Annotated in this window: 20 protein-coding genes; 17 read left to right on the top strand and 3 right to left on the bottom strand. The window is 34.2% G+C overall.

Going from position 1 to position 19,429, the window contains the following annotated elements:
* Positions 1-29: 29 nt before the first annotated feature.
* The 11 genes from BUR17_RS08525 to BUR17_RS08475 all read left to right on the top strand — a co-directional run bounded on the left by BUR17_RS08525 (position 30) and on the right by BUR17_RS08475 (position 10,489).
* A complete protein-coding gene (locus tag BUR17_RS08525) occupies positions 30-1,061 on the top strand; it encodes a sensor histidine kinase (protein WP_074229870.1) in 1,032 nt (343 codons plus the stop codon).
* A 132-nt stretch (positions 1,062-1,193) separates the two neighbouring features.
* Complete coding sequence (locus BUR17_RS08520; protein WP_074229869.1) at positions 1,194-1,796, top strand: IS1096 element passenger TnpR family protein; 603 nt, start codon at positions 1,194-1,196, stop codon at positions 1,794-1,796.
* Positions 1,797-1,934: 138 nt separating this feature from the next.
* Positions 1,935-3,215 carry an alpha-amylase family glycosyl hydrolase gene (locus BUR17_RS08515; protein WP_228418641.1) on the top strand — a complete coding sequence of 427 codons (1,281 nt, stop codon included), beginning with the start codon at positions 1,935-1,937 and terminating at the stop codon, positions 3,213-3,215.
* Between the two features lie 138 nt (positions 3,216-3,353).
* Positions 3,354-3,794, top strand: coding sequence for a GreA/GreB family elongation factor (locus BUR17_RS08510; protein ID WP_074229867.1), 441 nt, complete (start codon positions 3,354-3,356; stop codon positions 3,792-3,794).
* 118 nt (positions 3,795-3,912) lie between these two features.
* A complete protein-coding gene (locus tag BUR17_RS08505) occupies positions 3,913-4,662 on the top strand; it encodes an SDR family NAD(P)-dependent oxidoreductase (RefSeq protein ID WP_074229866.1) in 750 nt (249 codons plus the stop codon).
* Positions 4,663-4,812: 150 nt separating this feature from the next.
* Positions 4,813-5,607 carry a thymidylate synthase gene (locus BUR17_RS08500; protein WP_074229865.1) on the top strand — a complete coding sequence of 265 codons (795 nt, stop codon included), beginning with the start codon at positions 4,813-4,815 and terminating at the stop codon, positions 5,605-5,607.
* Positions 5,608-5,652: 45 nt separating this feature from the next.
* On the top strand, positions 5,653-5,895 hold the full coding sequence (locus tag BUR17_RS08495) for a hypothetical protein (RefSeq protein ID WP_074229864.1): 243 nt from the start codon (positions 5,653-5,655) through the stop codon (positions 5,893-5,895).
* Complete coding sequence (locus BUR17_RS08490; RefSeq protein WP_074229863.1) at positions 5,892-6,200, top strand: hypothetical protein; 309 nt, start codon at positions 5,892-5,894, stop codon at positions 6,198-6,200. The genes BUR17_RS08495 and BUR17_RS08490 overlap by 4 nt, the downstream gene beginning before the upstream one ends.
* Positions 6,201-6,261: 61 nt before the next feature.
* Positions 6,262-6,420: a hypothetical protein gene (locus BUR17_RS08485; RefSeq protein WP_228418639.1), complete on the top strand. Its 159-nt coding sequence runs from the start codon at positions 6,262-6,264 to the stop codon at positions 6,418-6,420.
* Between the two features lie 88 nt (positions 6,421-6,508).
* A complete protein-coding gene (locus BUR17_RS08480; protein ID WP_074229862.1) occupies positions 6,509-9,019 on the top strand; it encodes a M1 family metallopeptidase in 2,511 nt (836 codons plus the stop codon).
* 141 nt (positions 9,020-9,160) lie between these two features.
* Entirely contained in the window at positions 9,161-10,489 is a 1,329-nt protein-coding gene (locus BUR17_RS08475) for a hydroxymethylglutaryl-CoA synthase family protein (protein WP_074229861.1), read from the top strand.
* A gap of 34 nt (positions 10,490-10,523) precedes the next feature.
* On the opposite strand, the gene BUR17_RS08470 is transcribed toward BUR17_RS08475, so the two are convergent.
* Both BUR17_RS08470 and BUR17_RS08465 read right to left on the bottom strand, forming a co-directional pair.
* The gene (locus BUR17_RS08470; RefSeq protein WP_074229860.1) at positions 10,524-11,297 is read right to left on the bottom strand and encodes a hypothetical protein; all 774 of its coding nucleotides are present in this window, start codon (positions 11,295-11,297) and stop codon (positions 10,524-10,526) included.
* A 7-nt stretch (positions 11,298-11,304) separates the two neighbouring features.
* Positions 11,305-12,222 (bottom strand): helix-turn-helix domain-containing protein, encoded by a 918-nt coding sequence (locus BUR17_RS08465; protein WP_074229859.1) that lies wholly within the window; start codon positions 12,220-12,222, stop codon positions 11,305-11,307.
* A 177-nt stretch (positions 12,223-12,399) separates the two neighbouring features.
* On the opposite strand from BUR17_RS08465, the gene BUR17_RS08460 reads away from it, so the two are divergent.
* The 3 genes from BUR17_RS08460 to BUR17_RS08450 all read left to right on the top strand — a co-directional run bounded on the left by BUR17_RS08460 (position 12,400) and on the right by BUR17_RS08450 (position 16,055).
* On the top strand, positions 12,400-13,929 hold the full coding sequence (locus BUR17_RS08460; protein WP_074230267.1) for an aldehyde dehydrogenase family protein: 1,530 nt from the start codon (positions 12,400-12,402) through the stop codon (positions 13,927-13,929).
* Positions 13,930-14,386: 457 nt separating this feature from the next.
* Positions 14,387-15,424, top strand: a complete 1,038-nt coding sequence (gene adhP, locus BUR17_RS08455; RefSeq protein WP_074229858.1) for an alcohol dehydrogenase AdhP — start codon at positions 14,387-14,389, stop codon at positions 15,422-15,424.
* A 244-nt stretch (positions 15,425-15,668) separates the two neighbouring features.
* Positions 15,669-16,055, top strand: a complete 387-nt coding sequence (locus tag BUR17_RS08450) for a DUF779 domain-containing protein (RefSeq protein ID WP_074229857.1) — start codon at positions 15,669-15,671, stop codon at positions 16,053-16,055.
* Positions 16,056-16,196: 141 nt separating this feature from the next.
* Here BUR17_RS08450 and BUR17_RS08445 read toward each other — a convergent pair whose 3' ends face one another.
* The gene (locus BUR17_RS08445; RefSeq protein ID WP_074230266.1) at positions 16,197-17,396 is read right to left on the bottom strand and encodes a dicarboxylate/amino acid:cation symporter; all 1,200 of its coding nucleotides are present in this window, start codon (positions 17,394-17,396) and stop codon (positions 16,197-16,199) included.
* Between the two features lie 178 nt (positions 17,397-17,574).
* Between BUR17_RS08445 and BUR17_RS08440 the strand changes: the two genes are divergently transcribed.
* The 3 genes from BUR17_RS08440 to BUR17_RS08430 are packed head-to-tail and all read left to right on the top strand — an operon-like array spanning position 17,575 to position 19,362.
* Positions 17,575-18,489 (top strand): DnaJ C-terminal domain-containing protein, encoded by a 915-nt coding sequence (locus BUR17_RS08440; protein ID WP_074229856.1) that lies wholly within the window; start codon positions 17,575-17,577, stop codon positions 18,487-18,489.
* A gap of 3 nt (positions 18,490-18,492) precedes the next feature.
* Entirely contained in the window at positions 18,493-18,795 is a 303-nt protein-coding gene (locus BUR17_RS08435; RefSeq protein ID WP_074229855.1) for a chaperone modulator CbpM, read from the top strand.
* A gap of 30 nt (positions 18,796-18,825) precedes the next feature.
* Complete coding sequence (locus BUR17_RS08430) at positions 18,826-19,362, top strand: hypothetical protein (RefSeq protein ID WP_074229854.1); 537 nt, start codon at positions 18,826-18,828, stop codon at positions 19,360-19,362.
* Positions 19,363-19,429 lie beyond the last annotated feature (67 nt).

The following is a 19,429-nucleotide window of genomic DNA, read 5'->3' as shown; positions in this document are numbered from 1 at the left end:
TTACATTTAACCTATAAAATTTTGTAAAATTGAAATTTTACAGACTTACCCTAGTTTCATCATGTCTGCTTACATTGGTGATGTTTGTTTTGGTGATTATTTTCGATTCACTGAAAGATATCTATTACCATACTTCTCAGTTTAAGATTGGTCTTTTTGTGTGCATCGTTTTGATGTTTATTATTAATTATGTGGTGTTAGAACTGCTTTTTAATTATTACGCAAAAAAACAGGTCAGAAAAATTTCGAAAATTCTTCCGGAAGAAATTGTTTACAGTGATCAGAATAATATTACGCTGAAAGAGCTGGGCGAAAGATTTTCAGATTTCAATCAACAACAGCTCACTGAGATGGATATGATGAAGGAAATGGAAAGCTACCGTAAAGAGTACATCGGAAATGTTTCGCATGAGCTGAAAACTCCACTTTTTTCGATTCAAGGTTATGTAGAAACTTTGGTTGACGGTGGAGTTGATAACTTAACGATTCGTGATAAATATTTAGAAAGAATTGGGATTTCTGTAGAAAGATTAATCGCTATCGTCAACGATCTCGATATGATCAATAGATTGGAAGCCGGAGAAATAAATCTTACTGTTTCAAAATTTGATGTTAATATTCTGATAAAAGAAATTTTTGATTTGCTTGATTTAGAAGCTGAAAAAAACAATACCGTTTTACAGCTTCAGACTTTACACAGCCAGATTTTTGTAGAAGCAGACAAACAAAAGATTTCTCAGGTTTTTATTAATTTAATTTCAAATGCTATTCATTACGCCAACAGACAGGAGGCTAGAGTAGTGGTGAAAACAAGTGTTCTTAAAAACAAAGTACTCATCGAAGTGATTGATAATGGGATGGGAATAAAAGCCGAACTTTTACCAAGAATTTTTGAAAGATTTTATAGAGTAGAGACCAGTCGAAGCCGAAGACAGGGCGGTTCCGGATTAGGACTTGCCATTGTAAAGCACATTCTGGAGGCTCATAACGAAAATATTACGGTAGAAAGCGTTTACCTTGAAGGCACAAAATTCAGTTTTATGCTCGAGAAAAGTAAATGATTTTGGCGAAATGTAAGAAAAAAAAAGTTTCTAAAAAATTATTAAATATTTTTTGTAAAATCTCATTTATTATATATTTGCATCAAGAATTTATCATAATAAATAAAGGCAAAAAGTAATTGAAATACTGATATGGTTTACAAAATCCGTGTAATATTAGATACGAAAGAAGACATTTTCCGAGATGTAGAAATCAAAGGAAAACAAACACTCTGGAACTTACATTTGGGAATTAAAAGTGCATTCAACCTTAGTGGAGATGAGCTGTCTACTTTTAATCTTCTCGAAGAAGATGGTACTGTTGTAAAAAGCGTTCCACTTGAAGATATGAGTGATGATGGTGATGGCGAGATTATGTCAGATGTGTACATCGATGAAGCATTTGAGTCAGCAGGAGACAAAGCACAGTTCCAGTATGGTTTGCTTGATCTTTGGGAATTTTTCTGCGAACTTGTAGAAGTAGTAGAAGAAACAAAAGGTGTGAATTATCCGCTTACTGCATACAGATTCGGAAATGCTCCTTTAAAAGCTCCAAGCAAAAATAAAAGCGCTGCAGGATCAAAAAATAAAAAATCGGCAATGCCTTTAATGGATGACGATTTTAATTTTGATGATGATTTCGGAGGTGGAAGCAATAACTTTGCAGATGAAGATGACGATAGTTTCGATGATGATGAAGAAGATGACTATAATGATGATGTTTTCGATGATGAAGACGATGACAACGAAAGATAGAAATTAAAATATAGCCCTGAAGTAAAATTCAGGGTTTTTTGTTTCAAATAAATTTTAAAACTCAATTTCTTATTTTTGCAAAGAAATCAGTTAAAAACTGATTGTATGAAACAGCACCTGTTTCCTTTATTTTTTAAAATGAAAACGAATATGGATTTACCTCAGGAATGGAAACACACCACCAATATATATGAAGTTAACGTAAGACAATATACTAAAGAAGGCACTTTCAGAGCGTTTGAAAAAGAAATGCCGCGCCTGAAAAATATGGGCGTTAAAACTTTATGGTTCATGCCGATTACTCCGATTGCTCAAAAAAATAAGAAGGGAAGTCTTGGAAGTCCTTATGCCGCGTCAGATTATACTTCGATCAATCCAGAGTTTGGAACGATGGATGATTTCAAACATTTGGTGAATGAAGCGCACCGTTTAGGTTTTAAAGTAATTATCGACTGGGTGGCTAATCACACAGGTTGGGATCATATTTGGACGAAAACAAATCCTGAATTTTACCTGAAAGAAAATGGCGATTTCAAAATGGCTTCAGGAATGGATGATATTATTGAGCTTGATTATCAGAATAAGGATATGCGAAAAGCCATGATCGATGCAATGAAATTCTGGATTGAAGAAACCGATATTGATGGATTCAGATGCGATTTGGCTTCTTGGGTAACTGTTGATTTTTGGAAAGAAGCAAGACCGGAAGTAGAAAAAATAAAACCTCTTTTCTGGATTGGTGAGTTTGATGAATTGGAAAGTCCGGAATACGGAAAAGTTTTTGATGCAAGTTATTCTTGGAAATGGATGCACAAATCTGCCGAATTTTATAAAGACAATCAACCGATTCATGAACTTATAGATTTGCTTAGGAAATATTCTCAAATCGGAGATTCTTCAATGAGAGCATGGTTTACAAGTAATCACGATGAAAATTCCTGGAACGGAACAGAATACGAAAAGTACGGCGATATTACCAAACCAATGGCAATATTTTCAGCAACCTGGAACGGAATTCCTTTATTGTATTCAGGTCAGGAACTTCCTAATCTGAAACGATTAGAATTTTTTGAAAAAGACCCAATTGAGTGGACGAACCATTGCGAAATGGCTGATTTTTATAAAACTTTGTTGAATCTGAAATCTTCAAACCCAGCTTTAAGAGGTGGTGATTCAAATGTTGTGACCTATCTTTTAAATACTTCTGCGAATAATAAAATTTTTGCTTACATCAGAAAAAATAAGTGGAATGAAGTTTTAGTGGTGCTCAATTTTTCAAAAGAGAACGTAGAATTTACCATTGAGGATGAAAATGTAACCGGAGCTTTTAAAAATATTTTTGATGGAACGAAAAGAGATTTCAACAACGGTAAAAACTTTAGTTTTAAGGTTTCTGATTACGCAGTTTTTGAAAAATAAATTGGCATAAAGTTATAAGCTAAGTTTTTCTTTTAAGATTAAATCAAAATACATAACTTTAAAAATATATTATAAATAGAGCGGGCTTTAGCCCGTTTTTTTAATGAATTAAAGAAAAGGCTTTAGCCAAAATTTAATATGAACAAATCTTCACTTATCAATATTGTTAAATTAAAACTCTCTGAAAAAATAAACAACTTCGAGAAACTGATCTCTGAAACTCGTGCATCAAGCAACGATACGAAAAGTTCAATGGGAGATAAATATGAAACAGGAAGAGAAATGCTTCAGCAGGAAATCAATAATCTTCAGGTTCAATTAAATGAGGTTTTGAAGCAACAGGATTTTCTGAAAACAATACTTCCAAAACAGTCGGAAAAAGCAGAAAAAGGCGCGGTTGTAAAAACTGAAAAAGGTTTGTTTTTTATTTCGGTTTCTTTGGGTGAAATTACTTTTGAAAATCAAAAAATTATCTGTATTTCTCCGGAATCTCCCTTAGCAAAAGCAATGAATGGAAAACAGGAAAACGATTCTTTTTCGCTCAATACGATGAATCAGAAAATTATTGAGCTTCAGTAGTTTTAAGTTTGAAAATATCATTGATTCAAAAAGAATCATTTGTGAATTTATTAACTTTTAAAAACCTCTGTTTGCATAATTTTTGTTGATTTAATATCATAATTAAATATCATTTATTATGAAAATTTTAAATAATAAAGTAGCATTGGTTACTGGTGCGGGTTCAGGAATTGGACTTGCTATCGCAAAATTATACGCTCAAGAAGGAGCAAAAGTTATCGTTTCAGACATTAATGAAGAGCATGGGAAATCTGCAGTTGAACAGATAAAATCGGAAGGCGGTGAAGCAAGTTTTGTAAAAGCCGATACTTCAAATCCGGAACAGGTTGAAGCTTTGGTAAAAGCTACCGTTGATACTTACGGAAGATTAGATATTGCTTGTAACAATGCCGGAATTGGCGGTGAAGCAAACCAAACGGGAGATTACAGTCTTGATGGATGGAAAAAAGTAATTGATATTAATCTCGATGGCGTTTTCTACGGTTGTAAATACGAATTGACGCAAATGGAAAAAAATGGAGGTGGTGTTATCGTAAACATCGCATCAATTCACGGAACAGTTGCGGCTCCATTATCATCAGCTTATACTTCTACTAAACACGCTGTTGTGGGTTTAACAAAAAATATCGGAGCAGAATATGGCCAGAAAAATATTCGTTGTAATGCGGTTGGACCTGGTTATATTGATACCCCTCTTTTAAATCAATTGGATGAAGAACATAAAAAAACATTGATTGCAAAACATCCGATGGGAAGATTAGGAAAGTCTGAAGAAGTTGCAGAATTGGTTCTTTTCTTAAGTTCTGATAAATCATCTTTTATGACGGGAGGTTATTATTTGGTTGATGGAGGTTACACAGCAGTTTAATTTCGTTAAAAATAAATTTATAGAAGCATTCATTTTTTGTGGATGCTTTTTTTGATAGAAAATTGAAATCGTATTGATATGGATAACTTTAGTTTTGAAATGAAGATTTTAAACTTAGTTTTTTCTAAATTTGAGGGATAATTTTTCGCAATGCAAAACTACCTCGATTTACTTCAGCATATTTTAGATAACGGAACCGATAAAACCGACAGAACAGGAACAGGAACAAGAAGTGTTTTTGGATATCAGTTACGTTACGATTTATCAAAAGGATTTCCTTTGGTTACGACCAAAAAGGTTCATTTGAAATCTATTATCTATGAATTGCTTTGGTTTATAAAAGGAGATACCAATATCAAATATCTTACCGATAACGGAGTTTCTATTTGGAACGAGTGGGCTGATGAAAATGGAGATTTGGGTCCAGTTTACGGCGCACAATGGAGAAGTTGGAGCGGCGCCGACGGAAAAGTGGTTGACCAATTTTCTGAAGTAATCGAACAAATCAAAAAAAATCCTGATTCCAGAAGATTAATTGTTTCTGCATGGAACGCTGCCGAAATTCCGAATATGGCTTTGGCACCTTGCCATGCTTTATTTCAGTTTTATGTAGCAGATGGAAAATTGTCGCTTCAATTGTACCAAAGAAGTGCAGATGTTTTCTTGGGTGTTCCTTTCAATATTGCAAGTTATGCGCTTTTATTGATGATGGTTGCGCAGGTTACAGGTCTTGAAGTTGGTGATTATGTACATACTTTTGGGGATGTACATATTTACAATAATCATTTTGAACAGGTTAACAAACAACTTTCCAGAGAGACACGAGCTTTGCCAACAATGAAACTCAATCCCGAAATTAAAGATATTTTTGATTTTAATTTTGAAGATTTTACTTTAGAAAATTACGATCCGCATCCGGGAATTAAAGCTCCTGTTGCGATATAATTTTTTAGTAATAAAATCATTAACTTTGATTAAAATCCTGAAATTATGGAAATTAAAATCAGTTTAGACGAATATGCAGATATTCCTTTCATTAAAAAACTTTTGTCTCAGATAAAAGGAATTAATCATATTGAGATTTCTGAAAACGATAAAACTTATTCGTGGGAAGAGCTTGAGAATTCAGAAGCCTTTGCAAAAGTAATTGAGCAAAGCAGAAATCAAATTAAAAATGGCGAATATGAAGAGTTTTCGGAAGAATTAATTGATTCGATTTTTAATAAGAAATGAAAATTGTTTTTTCGAAAGATGCTATTAAAAGTCTTCAAGAAATCACTGATTTTTTGAATCACCGATGGAGTGAAAGAGAATTAAAATTGTTTAAGAAAGATTTGGAGAAATTCAAACAATCATTAAATGACAAAATAATTTCTTATCCTACAGTAAACTCAGATAACAAACTACGATTTGCTTTATTAGGAAAGAAACAAGTAAAAGTATATTTTGATATTAAAATTGATTCTGTCGAAGTTTTATTATTTCTGCCATCGAAAGGTAATCCTGATAATTTAAAAAATCTCCTTAATAAAGGATAGAGTGAAGTACAAAACTTCACTTTTTTTGTAACTTTCACGCCAAAATTTCTACTTATCACTTATGAAATCACTAAAAATCACCATTGAAGAAAATACGGATGTTGAAAAATTAAAAGAACTTTTGCTTCAGGTGAAAGGAATTAATGATATTGAAATTATCGACGATGAAAATCCGGAAAGTGAACTGAAAAAAGCGTTTGCAAAACTAAAGAGCAGTTGAAAAAAGGTGATTACGAAACATTGGTCAACGATATTTTTGATATTCTGATTAAAAAATAATTCAAAAAAAAATAATAATATAGAAAAGGATGAGAAAAGCCATTTTATCTATCGCAATACTGGGAGTTTTATTCTCCGCAAATGTATCTGCACAAACAGAAACTTCGGGAAGAGAAAAAGTCTACAGAGCAACGCATACAAAAGTTACAGAGCTTAAACACACTAAACTTAAAGTCAATTTTGATTATCAAAAAGAGCAGATGAATGGTGAAGAATGGTTAACAGCTTCTCCGTACTTTTATCCTTCTAATGAATTGACGCTTGATGCAAAAGGAATGTTGATTCATGAAGTGGCTTTAGATAATAACGGTAAAAAATCTCCTTTAAAATATGATTATAAAAATGATGTTTTAAAGATAAATTTAGATAAAGCGTATACAAGAAATCAGGATTATACGGTTTACATCAAATACACTTCCCGTCCGAATGAAGTGAAACAAGAGGGAAGTGCGGCAATCAACGATGCAAAAGGTCTTTATTTCATCAATGCTCAAGGTAAAGAAGCTGATAAACCAACGCAAATCTGGACTCAGGGTGAAACTGAATCTTCTTCAGCTTGGTTTCCAACAATCGATAAACCGAATCAGAAGACCACTCAGGAAATCTTCATGACGGTTCCTGATAAATATGTTACTCTTTCTAATGGGATTTTAAAAGAATCTAAAAAAGAATCCAACGATTTAAGAACCGACCATTGGGTGATGGATAAGAGGCATTCTACCTACCTTTTCTTTATGGGAGTTGGTGATTATGCTGTTGTAAAAGACAAATGGAAAAATATTCCTGTAGATTATTATATCGAAAAAGCATACGAACCATATGCAAAACAGATTTACGGAAACACACCGGAAATGATCGATTTTTTCTCTAAAAAATTAGGCTACGATTATCCTTGGGCAAAATATGCTCAAATTTCTGGTAGAGATTACGTTTCTGGAGCGATGGAAAATACCACTGCAACGCTTCACGGAAGTGATATTCTTCAAAAACCGGGACAATTAATTGATGAAAACAAATGGGAAGATACCATCGCTCATGAATTGTTCCACCACTGGTTTGGAGATTTAGTTACTGCAGAAAGCTGGAGTAATCTTACAGTGAATGAATCTTTCGCTAACTATTCAGAATACCTTTGGAACGAATACAAATACGGAAAAGACCAAGCAGATTATCATCAGATGGAAGATGTGAATCATTACATTCATAATCCTTCAGATTTCAAAAAAGATTTAGTAAGATTTGATTACGGTTCTCGTGAAGATGTTTTCGATTTGGTAACCTATCAAAAAGGAGGCGGAATTCTTCATATGTTGAGAAACTATCTTGGTGATGATGCATTCTTCGCAGGAGTTACAGATTATCTGAAAACCAATGAATACAAAAATGCCGAAGCACATCAGTTGAGATTATCTTTTGAAAAAGTTTCAGGTAAAGATTTAAACTGGTTCTTCAATCAGTGGTATTTCGGAAGCGGAAATCCTAAACTAAATTACACTTATACTTTTGAGCCTGTAAAAAAACAGGTTACGGTTACTTTGAATCAATCTCAGGATCTACCTTTTGAATTTCCTTTAGCTATTGATGTTTATGATAACGGTAAGCCAAAAAGATATAATGTTTGGGCGAATGCGACTGCAAAAAATACATTTACATTCGATTCGTCTAAAAATCCGGATTTAATTAACATCAATGCAGACGGAGTCTTGGTAGCTGATGTTACTGAATCTAAAACTCCGGAACAGAATTTCCTGCAGTTTACCAATTCTAAAGAATTTAAAAGCAGATACAATGCTTTAAATGCGATAAAGGATCAGGTAGGAAAAAATCCTGCGGCTACAAAATTATTGGCAGCAGCTATAAAAGATCCTTTCTTCAGAATCAGAATGAAGGCTTTGGAGTTGATGGATCTAAGTAATTCTGAGCAAATGAAAGCTTTGGGAAGCGATGTCGAAAAACTGGCTTCAAATGATCCTAAAACTTTGGTTCAGGGTGTTGCAATTGCGGCTTTGGCGAAAACGAAAGACAAGAAATATGTCCCGATTTTTGAAAAAGGTGTAAATGCGGTTTCCAATTCTGTAAAAGTAAACTCTCTGGCGGCAATTATTGCTGTTGACCCTTCAAAAGTAAATGGTTTAGCTGATAAAATTGAATTGGATGGTGCTTCTGAAGAAATGCTTACTCAGTTATTGCCTGTCGTGGTTAAAAATAAAGTGACTTCTCAGATGGCAAATATTGCTTCGATTGCAGCATTTTATCCTTTTGTGAAATTCCAGAATCCTGAATTGGGAAAAGTGGCTGAAGAAGGCTATAACTGGATTATGTCTTCGGATAATTTAAAAGCTACAGAAAGTATTACAAAAATTTTAGATCAGGCTAAAGGACAAATGGGAGATAATCCGCAAGTAAAAATGATGATTACTCAAATGCTGAAAGACGGTCTGAATAAGAAAATGGAACTTCTTAAGCAGAATCCGCAAAAAGCATCAAGCATCAATCCGCAAATTGACGCAATCAATAGAGCGATTGAAAATTTTAAATAGATAAATATCTATATCATAACTAAAGCATCTCTCATGAGGTGCTTTTTTATTGATGAAATTTTGTGTAATCGGTAAAAAAATAGACGATTCTCCAGTGTTTTTTATTACATCTTTCATAAATTAGTTTAAAATTTGACGATTATGAGTTTTGGAATTGAGGCAGCAACTTATTATGTGCCTTCTTTGTATTTGGAAATTAAAGATTTAGCAGAAAAAAGAGGAATTGAACCTGCAAAACTGGAAAAAGGATTAGGCTTACATAAAATGGGTTTCCCCGATCTACATGAAGATGCTGCTACATTCGCTGCAGAAGCTTTATTAAAATTAATAAAAGACTATAAAATCAATCCAAAAGAAATCTCCCGTATTTATTTAGGAACAGAGAGCGCAATCGATGCCGCTAAGCCAACAGCTTCTTATGCAATGCAGATGGTAGAAAAAGTTTTGGAAGCAGAGTTTGGAGAAAGATGTTTCAAAAACTGTGATGTGGTAGATATGACTTTCGCTTGCATTGGCGCGGTTGATGCACTTCACAATTCTTTAGATTTTGTAAGAGTAAATCCTGATAAAAAAGCAGTGGTTATTGCAAGTGATTATGCTAAATATGAGCTGGCTTCTTCCGGTGAATATACTCAAGGTGGAGGTGCAGTTGCTTTATTGGTTTCTGCAAAATCTAATTTAATTGAGATTGAAAATAATTGGGGGGTTGCTACAGAATCTGTTTTTGATTTTTTTAAACCTAGAAGACATTTCAAAAAAGAAGATTTGGCAAACGCTCCTGAATCTTTTCCTGACAAAATAGAAATTTTCACGGATGAACCTGTTTTTGACGGGCAATATTCCAACCAATGTTATCAGGATAGGATTAGGGAAGCTTATCAGCATTATGAGGAAGTTTCAGGCAAAACAAAACCTTCTGAGAATTGGAAATATCTTATTTTCCACCTTCCGTATGCATTTCATGGGAAAAGAGTTTTTACAGAAATTTACAGCTTAGAAAACGGACTTCCTTATTCAAATGCTGACGAACAAAAAGCAGTTGCAAAGTCTGAAAATTATATCGAATTCATCAACAGTAAAATTGAAAAAACACAACGTGCATCTTCGGAGATAGGAAATATGTACACTGCTTCGATTTTTATGGCTTTACTTTCAGGTTTACAGACTTCTTTTAATGAAAACGAAGAATTGGCTGATGAAGAAATAGGATTTGTTGGTTACGGAAGCGGTTCAAAATCAAAAGTTTTTGCTGGAAAAGTTTCTGAAAATTGGAAAAATGTGGTTGCAAAATGGGATTTATTTGAAAATCTTAAAAACCGTTTAGCCATTGATTTTGATACTTACGAAAAGCTTCACAGAAAACAATTGGAATATTCTGTAAATCCAGATTACAACGGATTTGGTTTAGAATCTGTAGAATTGGAAAATCCTGTGTTGAAAGGAGCGAGGTATTATGGTTATAAAGGATAAATAGAAAAGCATCTCTTTTGAGGTGCTTTGTTTTTTAATATTTATAATAATTATCTAAATACCAATAAATATATTTGTCTAATAAAGAATCTGCGGTCAAGTTTTTTCTTAAAAGTGATTTTTCTGGAAGTATTTTATTTAAAGCGGTGTTGACATCTAAATTAACAGATAATTTTTTTCCATCTATTGGTTGTCCCAAAGGATTTAAAAAATTAAGTATATATTTTTCGTTTTGATAACTAATTATGGCTGAATTCAATCCATGTGAATAAACTGTTATAATTGAGTCAGATGGCTTAATGAATTCAAGATATTTATCAAATAGTTTGAACTCTTTAATATCTTTTATTTTCTGTTTTCCAGATTTATTAATTTCCTTTGTTTGTTCATCTCCAATTTTGTAGAAAATATCATTTACTTTAATTAGTTTAATGATATCTTGTTTTGATATTGATGACTTTATTTGTTTTCTGATTAGCTCGTAATCGAAATTATTTTTATTTTGACCTAATTCGGAGATTAAATTATCAACGAGAGAACTTTTTAAATTCCTTTTTGTAGTATGAATTTCATTGATTGATAATCTGGTATCTTTTTTAGTGGAATCGTTGTAAATGTAGAATTTCTTTAGTTGTGTAAATTCTAACTTATAATTATTCTTTTCGGGATAAATTTTGATAATTTCTTGATTGTCATAAATTCCACTTCCATCACTTTGATAGCCTGAATTCCGATATTCAATTTTTATATTTTGAGCTAAAAAATTTTGTGTAAGTAAGAAAACTATAAAAAGAGCGAAAAACCTCATAAAAAGTCTAAATAATAATTTTATTCTGATAACTTTTTGGCGTTACTCCAACCAATTGTTTAAAAACCCGTGTGAAATAATTGGTATCAGAAAAACCGGTTTGAAAAGCGGTTTCCTTGATGCTGTTATTTAAAGCTAAAAGTTCTTTTGCCCTGTTAATGCGTTCCTGAAGAATAAAATCATTGGGCGAAGTTCCCAGTTCATCTTTAAACATTTTAAAGAAATTAGATTTGCTTACGTAAGCCAATTTCGCAATGCTGTCAATAGAAAGTTTTTGGTGAATATTTTTCTTGATATAATCTACCACAAACCCGATTCTTGATTTATTTTTAGCAATATTTTTTTCTACCATAGTTCTTGCCTGAGTTTGCATCAGCCTGATTAATAATTCTTTTAAAGCAAAATCTGCCATAATATCTTTCTGCGAATTATCATCCATCGCAATTCTCATAATATTGTTTGTGGCAGAAACTAAAGACTGATTATTAAACAGAAAATATTCATCCAGTTGCATATTCCATGTTGAGGTTTCGTCTACTTTTGGAAGATTGTAGTTGAGATGATTCAGAGAATTTTCAATAAATTCCGGGTTTAAGCTTAAAGAAATACATTGAGAAGGAGTTTCGTCTGCATCAGGAAAATCGATGACCATGGTTTCTCCGGGAGCGACCAAAACACTTTCTCCGGGATGATAATCAAAATAATTGGTCTTATTTTCCAGCTTCATATGCTTTTTACCGCGAAGCATTGCTGTGAATGCAATATTGTCAAAGTGCAGTTTTACGCCGTAAGCAGACTTGTGGGTTTCGTAAATACTGAATTCACAATTATTTAGATTGAATAATGTCTGGTTTTCAACCAAGTTCAGAAGCTGGCTTTCCTTCTTTAATTCAGGAGTATTTAATAAAAACTTGTTATCATTCATTTCTAAACATTTTTCAAGACCTGTATATTCAAATATAGAAATTAATTGAGGAATTCTTTGTTAATGAAATGATAAAATTAGAATGATGTAGGATTTTAGTATTCTTTTGTAGGATTCTGCTATTCAATTCTCTTATCTGTGTGTAATTTGGCTTTAGATAAAATTAAACTTACTAATATGAGCACAACAACAGAACAACAATCATCTACCACTTTACAGTGGCCGGAGTTTAAAGATCAATACAATAATTATATTGACGGAAAGTTTACAGCACCGGTTAACGGGCAGTATTTTGATGTAGTTTCGCCGGTTGACGGAAAAGTTTTCACTCAGGCAGCTCACTCATCAAAAGAAGATTTAGAATTAGCAGTAAATGCAGCAGAAAAAGCATTCCAAACCTGGAAAGACACGTCATCTACAGAAAGAAGCATCATTCTGAATAAAATTGCCGATAAGATTGAGCAGAATTTAGAATATATCGCAACCGTTGAGACAATTGATAACGGTAAAGCAGTAAGAGAAACTTTAGCGGCAGATATTCCTTTGGCTGTTGACCATTTCAGGTATTTTGCATCGGTCATCCGAGCAGAAGAAGGTTCTCATAACGAATTAGATAAAGACACAGTTTCATTAATCGTTCATGAACCATTGGGCGTCATTGCACAAATTATTCCTTGGAATTTCCCAATTCTTATGGCGGTTTGGAAATTAGCTCCGGCTTTGGCAGCAGGAAATTGCGTAGTTTTAAAGCCTGCAGAAAGTACACCTGTCTCTATTTTGGTTTTAATGGAACTCATTGGCGATTTACTTCCGGCGGGAGTTGTGAATATCGTTAATGGTTTCGGAGCAGAATTAGGAAGAGCTTTAGTAACCAATCCAAAAGTAAACAAAGCAGCGTTTACAGGTTCTACAGCAACAGGTCGTTTGGTAATGCAGTATGCAACAGAAAATATCATTCCGGTGACTTTAGAATTGGGAGGTAAATCTCCAAACGTATTCTTCAGTTCGGTAATGGATGCAGACGATGCATTTTTAGACAAAGCAATTGAAGGAGCAGTGCTTTTCGCTTTAAATCAGGGTGAGATTTGTACTTGTCCGTCAAGATTATTGGTACAGGAAGATATTGCAGACGCTTTCATTGCAAAAGTTATCGAAAGAGTAAAAGCCATTAAAGTAGGAAATCCTTTAGATAAAACGGTAATGATGGGAGCTCAGGCTTCAAAAATTCAGAAAGATAAGATTCTATCTTATATCAAATTGGGTAAAGAAGAAGGCGCTGAAGTTTTAGTGGGTGGCGATGTAAATCATGTTGGAGAAGGTTTAGATGAAGGATATTACATTCAGCCGACTATTTTCAAAGGAAACAACAGAATGAGAATCTTCCAGGAAGAAATTTTCGGACCTGTTCTGGCGTTCACAACCTTCAAAGACGAAGAAGAAGGAATCAAAATCGCCAACGATACCATTTACGGATTGGGAGCAGGAGTTTGGACGAGAGATGCACACCAGTTGTACAATGTGCCGCGTCAGATTCAGGCGGGTAGAGTTTGGGTCAATCAATATCACTCATATCCTGCAGGAGCTCCGTTTGGAGGGTACAAACAGTCGGGTATCGGTAGAGAAAACCACAAAATGATGTTAGACCATTACCGTCAAACCAAAAACATGTTGATTTCATACAACAAAAACAAATTAGGATTCTTTTAATTTTTAAATACTAGGGGCGTGCCCGTTTGCCTTGGCTTTGGTCAGGGCAAAACGGTCGGGCTATTCAGGGCTGCACTTCGTTTCGGTACTCCGCTTCGCTCCGCACTCTCGCTTTCAGCGAGACCCTTCCTATCCCTCACGCAAAAGCAGACTTATTTCTCACTTATCTTACCCAAATTAGATGAGCAGGAATTCTTATGAATTTTATTCTCATGAGCCTTGTCAAGGTTCTGAACCATGACAAGGCTTTTTAATAAAGATAATTGAATAACAAGAATAAAAGTCAGCCTAATAAAAAGTAGATAGAAAGAATCTCAAGCAAGCAAAAGCTTCATCAGAATCAATTCATTGATTTCATCCTTTGCTCCTTTAAAATATGCAGCTTCAAAATAAATCTTTGCGTTAAAAAAGAACAACGATTAACAAATTAAAATAAATCTAATAAAAAGTAAAAACTATGATTCCAAAAACAATGAAAGCCGCCGTAGTTCAAGGCTACGGACAGCCGTTAAAAATTATGGAAGTTCCGGTAAGAGAACCCGGAAGATATGAAGTATTGGTAAAAGTAATCGCCTGTGGTGTTTGTCATACCGATTTGCATGCAGTAGACGGAGATTGGCCTGCAAAACCAAAAATGCCATTAATTCCCGGTCATGAAGGAGTAGGAATTGTAGTGGCTTGCGGACCGGAAGCTCACGTAAAAGAAGGAGATGCAGTAGGAGTTCCTTGGTTGTATTCAGCTTGTGGATGTTGTGATTACTGCATTACAGGATGGGAGACATTGTGTGAAGCTCAGAAAAATGGTGGGTATAGTGTAGATGGAGGTTTTGCAGAATATGTGATTGCCGATTCAAGATATGTAGGACATTTAAAATCAAATGTCAACTTCTTGGAAATTGCACCGATTCTTTGCGCTGGAGTGACTGTTTATAAAGGCTTAAAAGAAACAGAAACAAAACCCGGAGAATGGGTTGCAATCTCAGGAATAGGCGGATTAGGACATGTTGCAGTTCAGTATGCAAAAGCAATGGGAATGCACGTTGCAGCAATTGATGTAGCGGATGATAAATTAGAATTAGCAAAAAAATTAGGAGCAGATTTAGTGGTCAATGCAAAAAACACAGATCCTGGAGAGTATTTACATAAGGAAGTCGGCGGAATGCACGGCGCATTGATCACGGCTGTTTCGCCTATAGCTTTTAAACAGGGGATCGACGTTCTCAGAAGAAAAGGAACCATTGCTTTGAATGGTCTTCCTCCAGGTTCGTTTGAACTTCCGATATTTGAGACCGTTCTTAAAAGAATTACCGTAAGAGGTTCTATTGTTGGAACGAGAAAAGATATGCAGGAAGCATTAGATTTTGCCAATGAAGGTTTGGTAAAAGCAACTGTCACAGCAGCAAAATTAGAAGACATCAATGAAGTATTTGATAAAATGAAGGCCGGACAAATTGATGGCAGAATAGTCTTAGATATTGCTGGCTCAGCAAATTAGAGTATATTGAAGTTTAGTGGGACCTGACAATTTTATGTTGTCAGGTTTTTTAACTTTATAAATTGTCATTGCGAGGAGCGAAGCGACGAAGCAATCTCAAAAAATAATGGATTGAAACAATTACTTAAAAATTAAAAAAAATTATTTCTAACAATTTTTAATTTAATTAAGTGTAGATTCCTACGGAATGACAAAAACTATGTTATACTTGATTGAAAAAACCAATCAATAAAAAGAAAATAAAATGGAAACAAATAAAATATCAAGACTTTCAGTAACAGAAAAAGCTTTAGAGCTGATTTGGGAATTAGAAAAAAAACATGGTGATTTGATGTTTTATCAAGCAGGAGGCTGTTGCGAGGGAACACAGCCACAATGTTTTGAAAAAGGCGGCTACTTCCCAAGAATGAATGACGCTATGATAGGAACCATCAATGGACATGAATTTTGGATCGACCGTGATCTTTTCGAATATTGGAAATATTCTCATTTTACATTAGATATTTTAGAAGGTTTCGGACCGGGCGGATTTTCCCTTGAAACTCCTTTAGGCAAAACGTTTAAAGTTCATTACAGATTGTTCACGCTTGAAGAACTTGGAAATCTTGAGGATGTAAGACGAAGTGAATAAAATCTGCTGATTCAGCATAATTTGCGAGATAGAAATTAAAAAATCTCACGCAGATTTGGCAAATTACGCAGCTTATTAAGCTATAAAATCATTAGTGAAAATTCGTGCAAAAAAATTCGTGTAATTAGTGTTTTAAAAAAATCAGACCTTCACAAACCGATTCACAAACATCGCCGCTACAATATCTCCAACAGCATTTAAAACTGTTGCCAATGGATCTACCAAAGTCCCGATAATAATAACTGCAGGAATGGCTTCCTGTGGTAAACTGTATACAGAAATCATCAGCATTTCGCCAATATAACCGCCATTCGGAATTCCTCCGGCAACGATACTTACAAAAACAGTGATCCCTAAAGCCAATAAAAGATTGGAAGGTTCAAAAAAATCTCTCCCGATAATCTGAAAAGCCACATATATTTTAATAATCGAAGACATCGACGAACCGTTTTTATGCAATGTCGTTCCAATCGGTATCACCAAATTGGCAATCGAACTTGGAATTCCGATTTTTGATGCAGCTACTAAATTCGTGGGCATTGTTGCAAAACTGCTGCATGTACTTAAAGCGGTTAAGGTAGGAAGAATGGCGTTTTTCCAGAAACTTTTAATTCCGTTTTGTCCGTTTGCCATAAATGCATAAAGTGTGAAAAATACAAAGAAGTAAATAATTCCTGCAACGTAATATAAGCCAAGTGGTTTAGCATAAAAACCAAAAAGCTGAGGTCCTAATGTGGCAACTTGGTAAGCAAAGTAGGCTCCCAAACCGATGGGTGCAATTTTCATGATCATGATAAGAAGTTCTTTCATTACTTCATAGCCTGAAGCAATAAAAACTCTGAAAGGTTTTCCGCTTTCACCTGATTTTCTGGCTGCAAAACCGGTGAGGAAGGCAAAAATAAGAAGAGCCAACATATTTTTTCGTGAAAACAATTCTGTAAACTCACCTACGGTAAAAAAGCTTACAATTCTATCACCCCAGTTTTCTTCTTTGGTGGCTTCTGCAATCAATTCTGTACTTCCTGATATCGATGAAACGGGAAAAAGGTACACCGTACCAATGGTGAAAAGGGCAGCAGTCAGTATGAAGAATAAGAATGTAAAAGACATTATTAAAAGAATTTTACCAAACTTAGATTCCTGCTCAAGAGAAGCAATAGAATTGGAAACGGCAAAAAATACAAGTGGAACAACACTTACAAAAAGAAGATTAAGAAAAATATCACCAAGCGGTTTTATAAATTCCACGATTTGTGGTGCCACAATACCGATAATGCTTCCTACGGTAATTCCAATAAGTAAAAGCAAAATTCCGGAATAGTTTTTTAAAACTTCTTTCATAGGTGGATATTTATTGTTTTTAAGCAATATGTAATCGTCTAATTTAATTGGTATTTGAGATTCAAATAAGTAATTGCGATTTTATGCCTGATTTTTATCAAAGATAGATTTATTTTTAACAATTTCTAAGAGGTATGTTCGCCTTAATTTTTCTAAATTTGAGTAAACATTCGTTTCTATGGCTTATATAGATTATTATAAAATTTTAGGCGTAGACAAAAGCGCAACGCAGGACGATATTAAAAAAGCGTACCGAAAGCAGGCAAGAAAACTGCATCCAGACCTTAATCCGAACGACAAAGAAGCAGAAAAACAGTTTAAAGAGCTGAATGAAGCTAATGAAGTACTCAGTAATCCTGAGAATCGTGCCAAATACGATAAATACGGTGAAAACTGGAAGCATGGTGAAGAATACGAAAAAGCACAGCAACAGCAAAGACAGCAATATCAAGGCGGAAATTACGGCGGCGGATTTTCTGGTGCTGATTTCGGGGAAGGTGAAGATTTTTCAGATTTTTTCCAAAGTATGTTTGGCGGAGCAGGAGGAGGTTTCGGAAGAAGTTCGCGCGGAAGTGCTTCCGGAAAGTTTAAAGGTCAGGATGTTCAGGCTGAATTAAATTTAAACCTAAAAGATGCCGCAACAACTCATCAGCAAACTTTTGATATCAATGGTAAAAAAGTAAGAATTACGATTCCTGCAGGAGTTTATGACGGACAGCAAATAAAATTAAAAGGTCATGGAAATCCGGGTGTTAATGGCGGACCAAGTGGAGATTTGTACATTACTTTTAATATTAATCCGGATCCTAATTTTGAAAGAGTGGGAGATGATTTGAAAACTAAAGTGACGATAGATCTTTACACCGCAGTTTTAGGTGGCGAAGTTACTGTAAATACTTTGGACGGAAGTGTTAATCTGAAAGTAAAACCCGGAATCCAAAACGGAACAACGGTAAGATTAAAAGGAAAAGGCTTTCCGGTCTATAAAAAAGAAGAACAGTTCGGTGATCTGTTTGCAACCTATGATGTAAAATTACCGACTGATCTTACAGACAAGCAGAAAGAACTTTTTGAACAACTTAAAAATTCCTAAGCTATGAGTGAAAGAATATCACGCGAAGAGCTCGTACAGATTTATAATATTGAAATTACTTTTTTTGATGAATTGGTAGATTCCGGCTTGCTTAATATAGAAACGGATAATGAAATTCGGTATCTGATGTACGAAGATCTTCCTACATTTGAGAGATTTGCCAATTGGCATTATGACTTAGAAATTAATCTTCCCGGTTTGGAAGTTATCAACAATATGCTTCAGAAAATGAAAAATTTAAATCAGGTCAACCGTGAATTAATGCAAAAACTTTCGGCAATAAATGAGAAATATGAAGATATTTAATTTAGTTTTGTAAACTATAAAACTCATTCTATGGCCAGACTCAATGACGATAAAATCATTAATTTACAGATCAACAAAAAAGATTTTGAAGAGATTTACCTTCATGGAGATCAGGGAAGTCTTTTTTTCTCACCTACCGTGAAAGGAAAACTGATCACTACAATCGTAGTTGCTGTTATTTTGTTGGTTTTATTTTACTTTAAAGATGATTTAAGTAAAGAAAAATTCGGGATTTTATACTTTGTGAGTTTTCTTTTCCTGCTTTGTGCGGTCTATTTATCTTTAGCAATCAACAAGGTGTCAAAATGGAAAAAAGAAGTGGTTAAATACCTTAAAACTCTTGAAAATACAGAAATTTATCAAATTCAGTTTAATACTAAAGTTTTTAAAGTAAACCTTAACGACAATAAAGAAACCAGTCTTTGGACAGAATTTACAGCAGCCGAGATTAGCGATAAATTTATCGGCTTAGAAGGAAAATTCAATTACATGTTTCCCAAAAAATCAATGCAGGAGGCCGATTTCGAATTGCTGAAACAGGCGGTACAGACTAATGTTTTGAAATAGAGAACTAAATGTCCTTAAGACGATAATCAACATCTTATTGACAATAGATTTAGAAATAAATAAAAAA

Source organism: Chryseobacterium scophthalmum (assembly GCF_900143185.1).
GTDB lineage: Bacteria > Bacteroidota > Bacteroidia > Flavobacteriales > Weeksellaceae > Chryseobacterium > Chryseobacterium scophthalmum.
This window is presented reverse-complemented; position numbering and strand designations above follow the sequence as displayed.

Coding starts and splice junctions, on each gene's coding strand:
- BUR17_RS08520 (WP_074229869.1), top strand. CDS start 1,194: ATGGTTTACAAAATCCGTGTAATATTAGATACGAAAGAAGACATTTTC.
- BUR17_RS08515 (WP_228418641.1), top strand. CDS start 1,935: ATGAAAACGAATATGGATTTACCTCAGGAATGGAAACACACCACCAAT.
- BUR17_RS08510 (WP_074229867.1), top strand. CDS start 3,354: ATGAACAAATCTTCACTTATCAATATTGTTAAATTAAAACTCTCTGAA.
- BUR17_RS08505 (WP_074229866.1), top strand. CDS start 3,913: ATGAAAATTTTAAATAATAAAGTAGCATTGGTTACTGGTGCGGGTTCA.
- BUR17_RS08500 (WP_074229865.1), top strand. CDS start 4,813: ATGCAAAACTACCTCGATTTACTTCAGCATATTTTAGATAACGGAACC.
- BUR17_RS08495 (WP_074229864.1), top strand. CDS start 5,653: ATGGAAATTAAAATCAGTTTAGACGAATATGCAGATATTCCTTTCATT.
- BUR17_RS08490 (WP_074229863.1), top strand. CDS start 5,892: ATGAAAATTGTTTTTTCGAAAGATGCTATTAAAAGTCTTCAAGAAATC.
- BUR17_RS08485 (WP_228418639.1), top strand. CDS start 6,262: ATGAAATCACTAAAAATCACCATTGAAGAAAATACGGATGTTGAAAAA.
- BUR17_RS08480 (WP_074229862.1), top strand. CDS start 6,509: ATGAGAAAAGCCATTTTATCTATCGCAATACTGGGAGTTTTATTCTCC.
- BUR17_RS08475 (WP_074229861.1), top strand. CDS start 9,161: ATGAGTTTTGGAATTGAGGCAGCAACTTATTATGTGCCTTCTTTGTAT.
- BUR17_RS08470 (WP_074229860.1), bottom strand. CDS start 11,297: ATGAGGTTTTTCGCTCTTTTTATAGTTTTCTTACTTACACAAAATTTT.
- BUR17_RS08465 (WP_074229859.1), bottom strand. CDS start 12,222: ATGAATGATAACAAGTTTTTATTAAATACTCCTGAATTAAAGAAGGAA.
- BUR17_RS08460 (WP_074230267.1), top strand. CDS start 12,400: ATGAGCACAACAACAGAACAACAATCATCTACCACTTTACAGTGGCCG.
- adhP (WP_074229858.1), top strand. CDS start 14,387: ATGATTCCAAAAACAATGAAAGCCGCCGTAGTTCAAGGCTACGGACAG.
- BUR17_RS08450 (WP_074229857.1), top strand. CDS start 15,669: ATGGAAACAAATAAAATATCAAGACTTTCAGTAACAGAAAAAGCTTTA.
- BUR17_RS08445 (WP_074230266.1), bottom strand. CDS start 17,396: ATGAAAGAAGTTTTAAAAAACTATTCCGGAATTTTGCTTTTACTTATT.
- BUR17_RS08440 (WP_074229856.1), top strand. CDS start 17,575: ATGGCTTATATAGATTATTATAAAATTTTAGGCGTAGACAAAAGCGCA.
- BUR17_RS08435 (WP_074229855.1), top strand. CDS start 18,493: ATGAGTGAAAGAATATCACGCGAAGAGCTCGTACAGATTTATAATATT.
- BUR17_RS08430 (WP_074229854.1), top strand. CDS start 18,826: ATGGCCAGACTCAATGACGATAAAATCATTAATTTACAGATCAACAAA.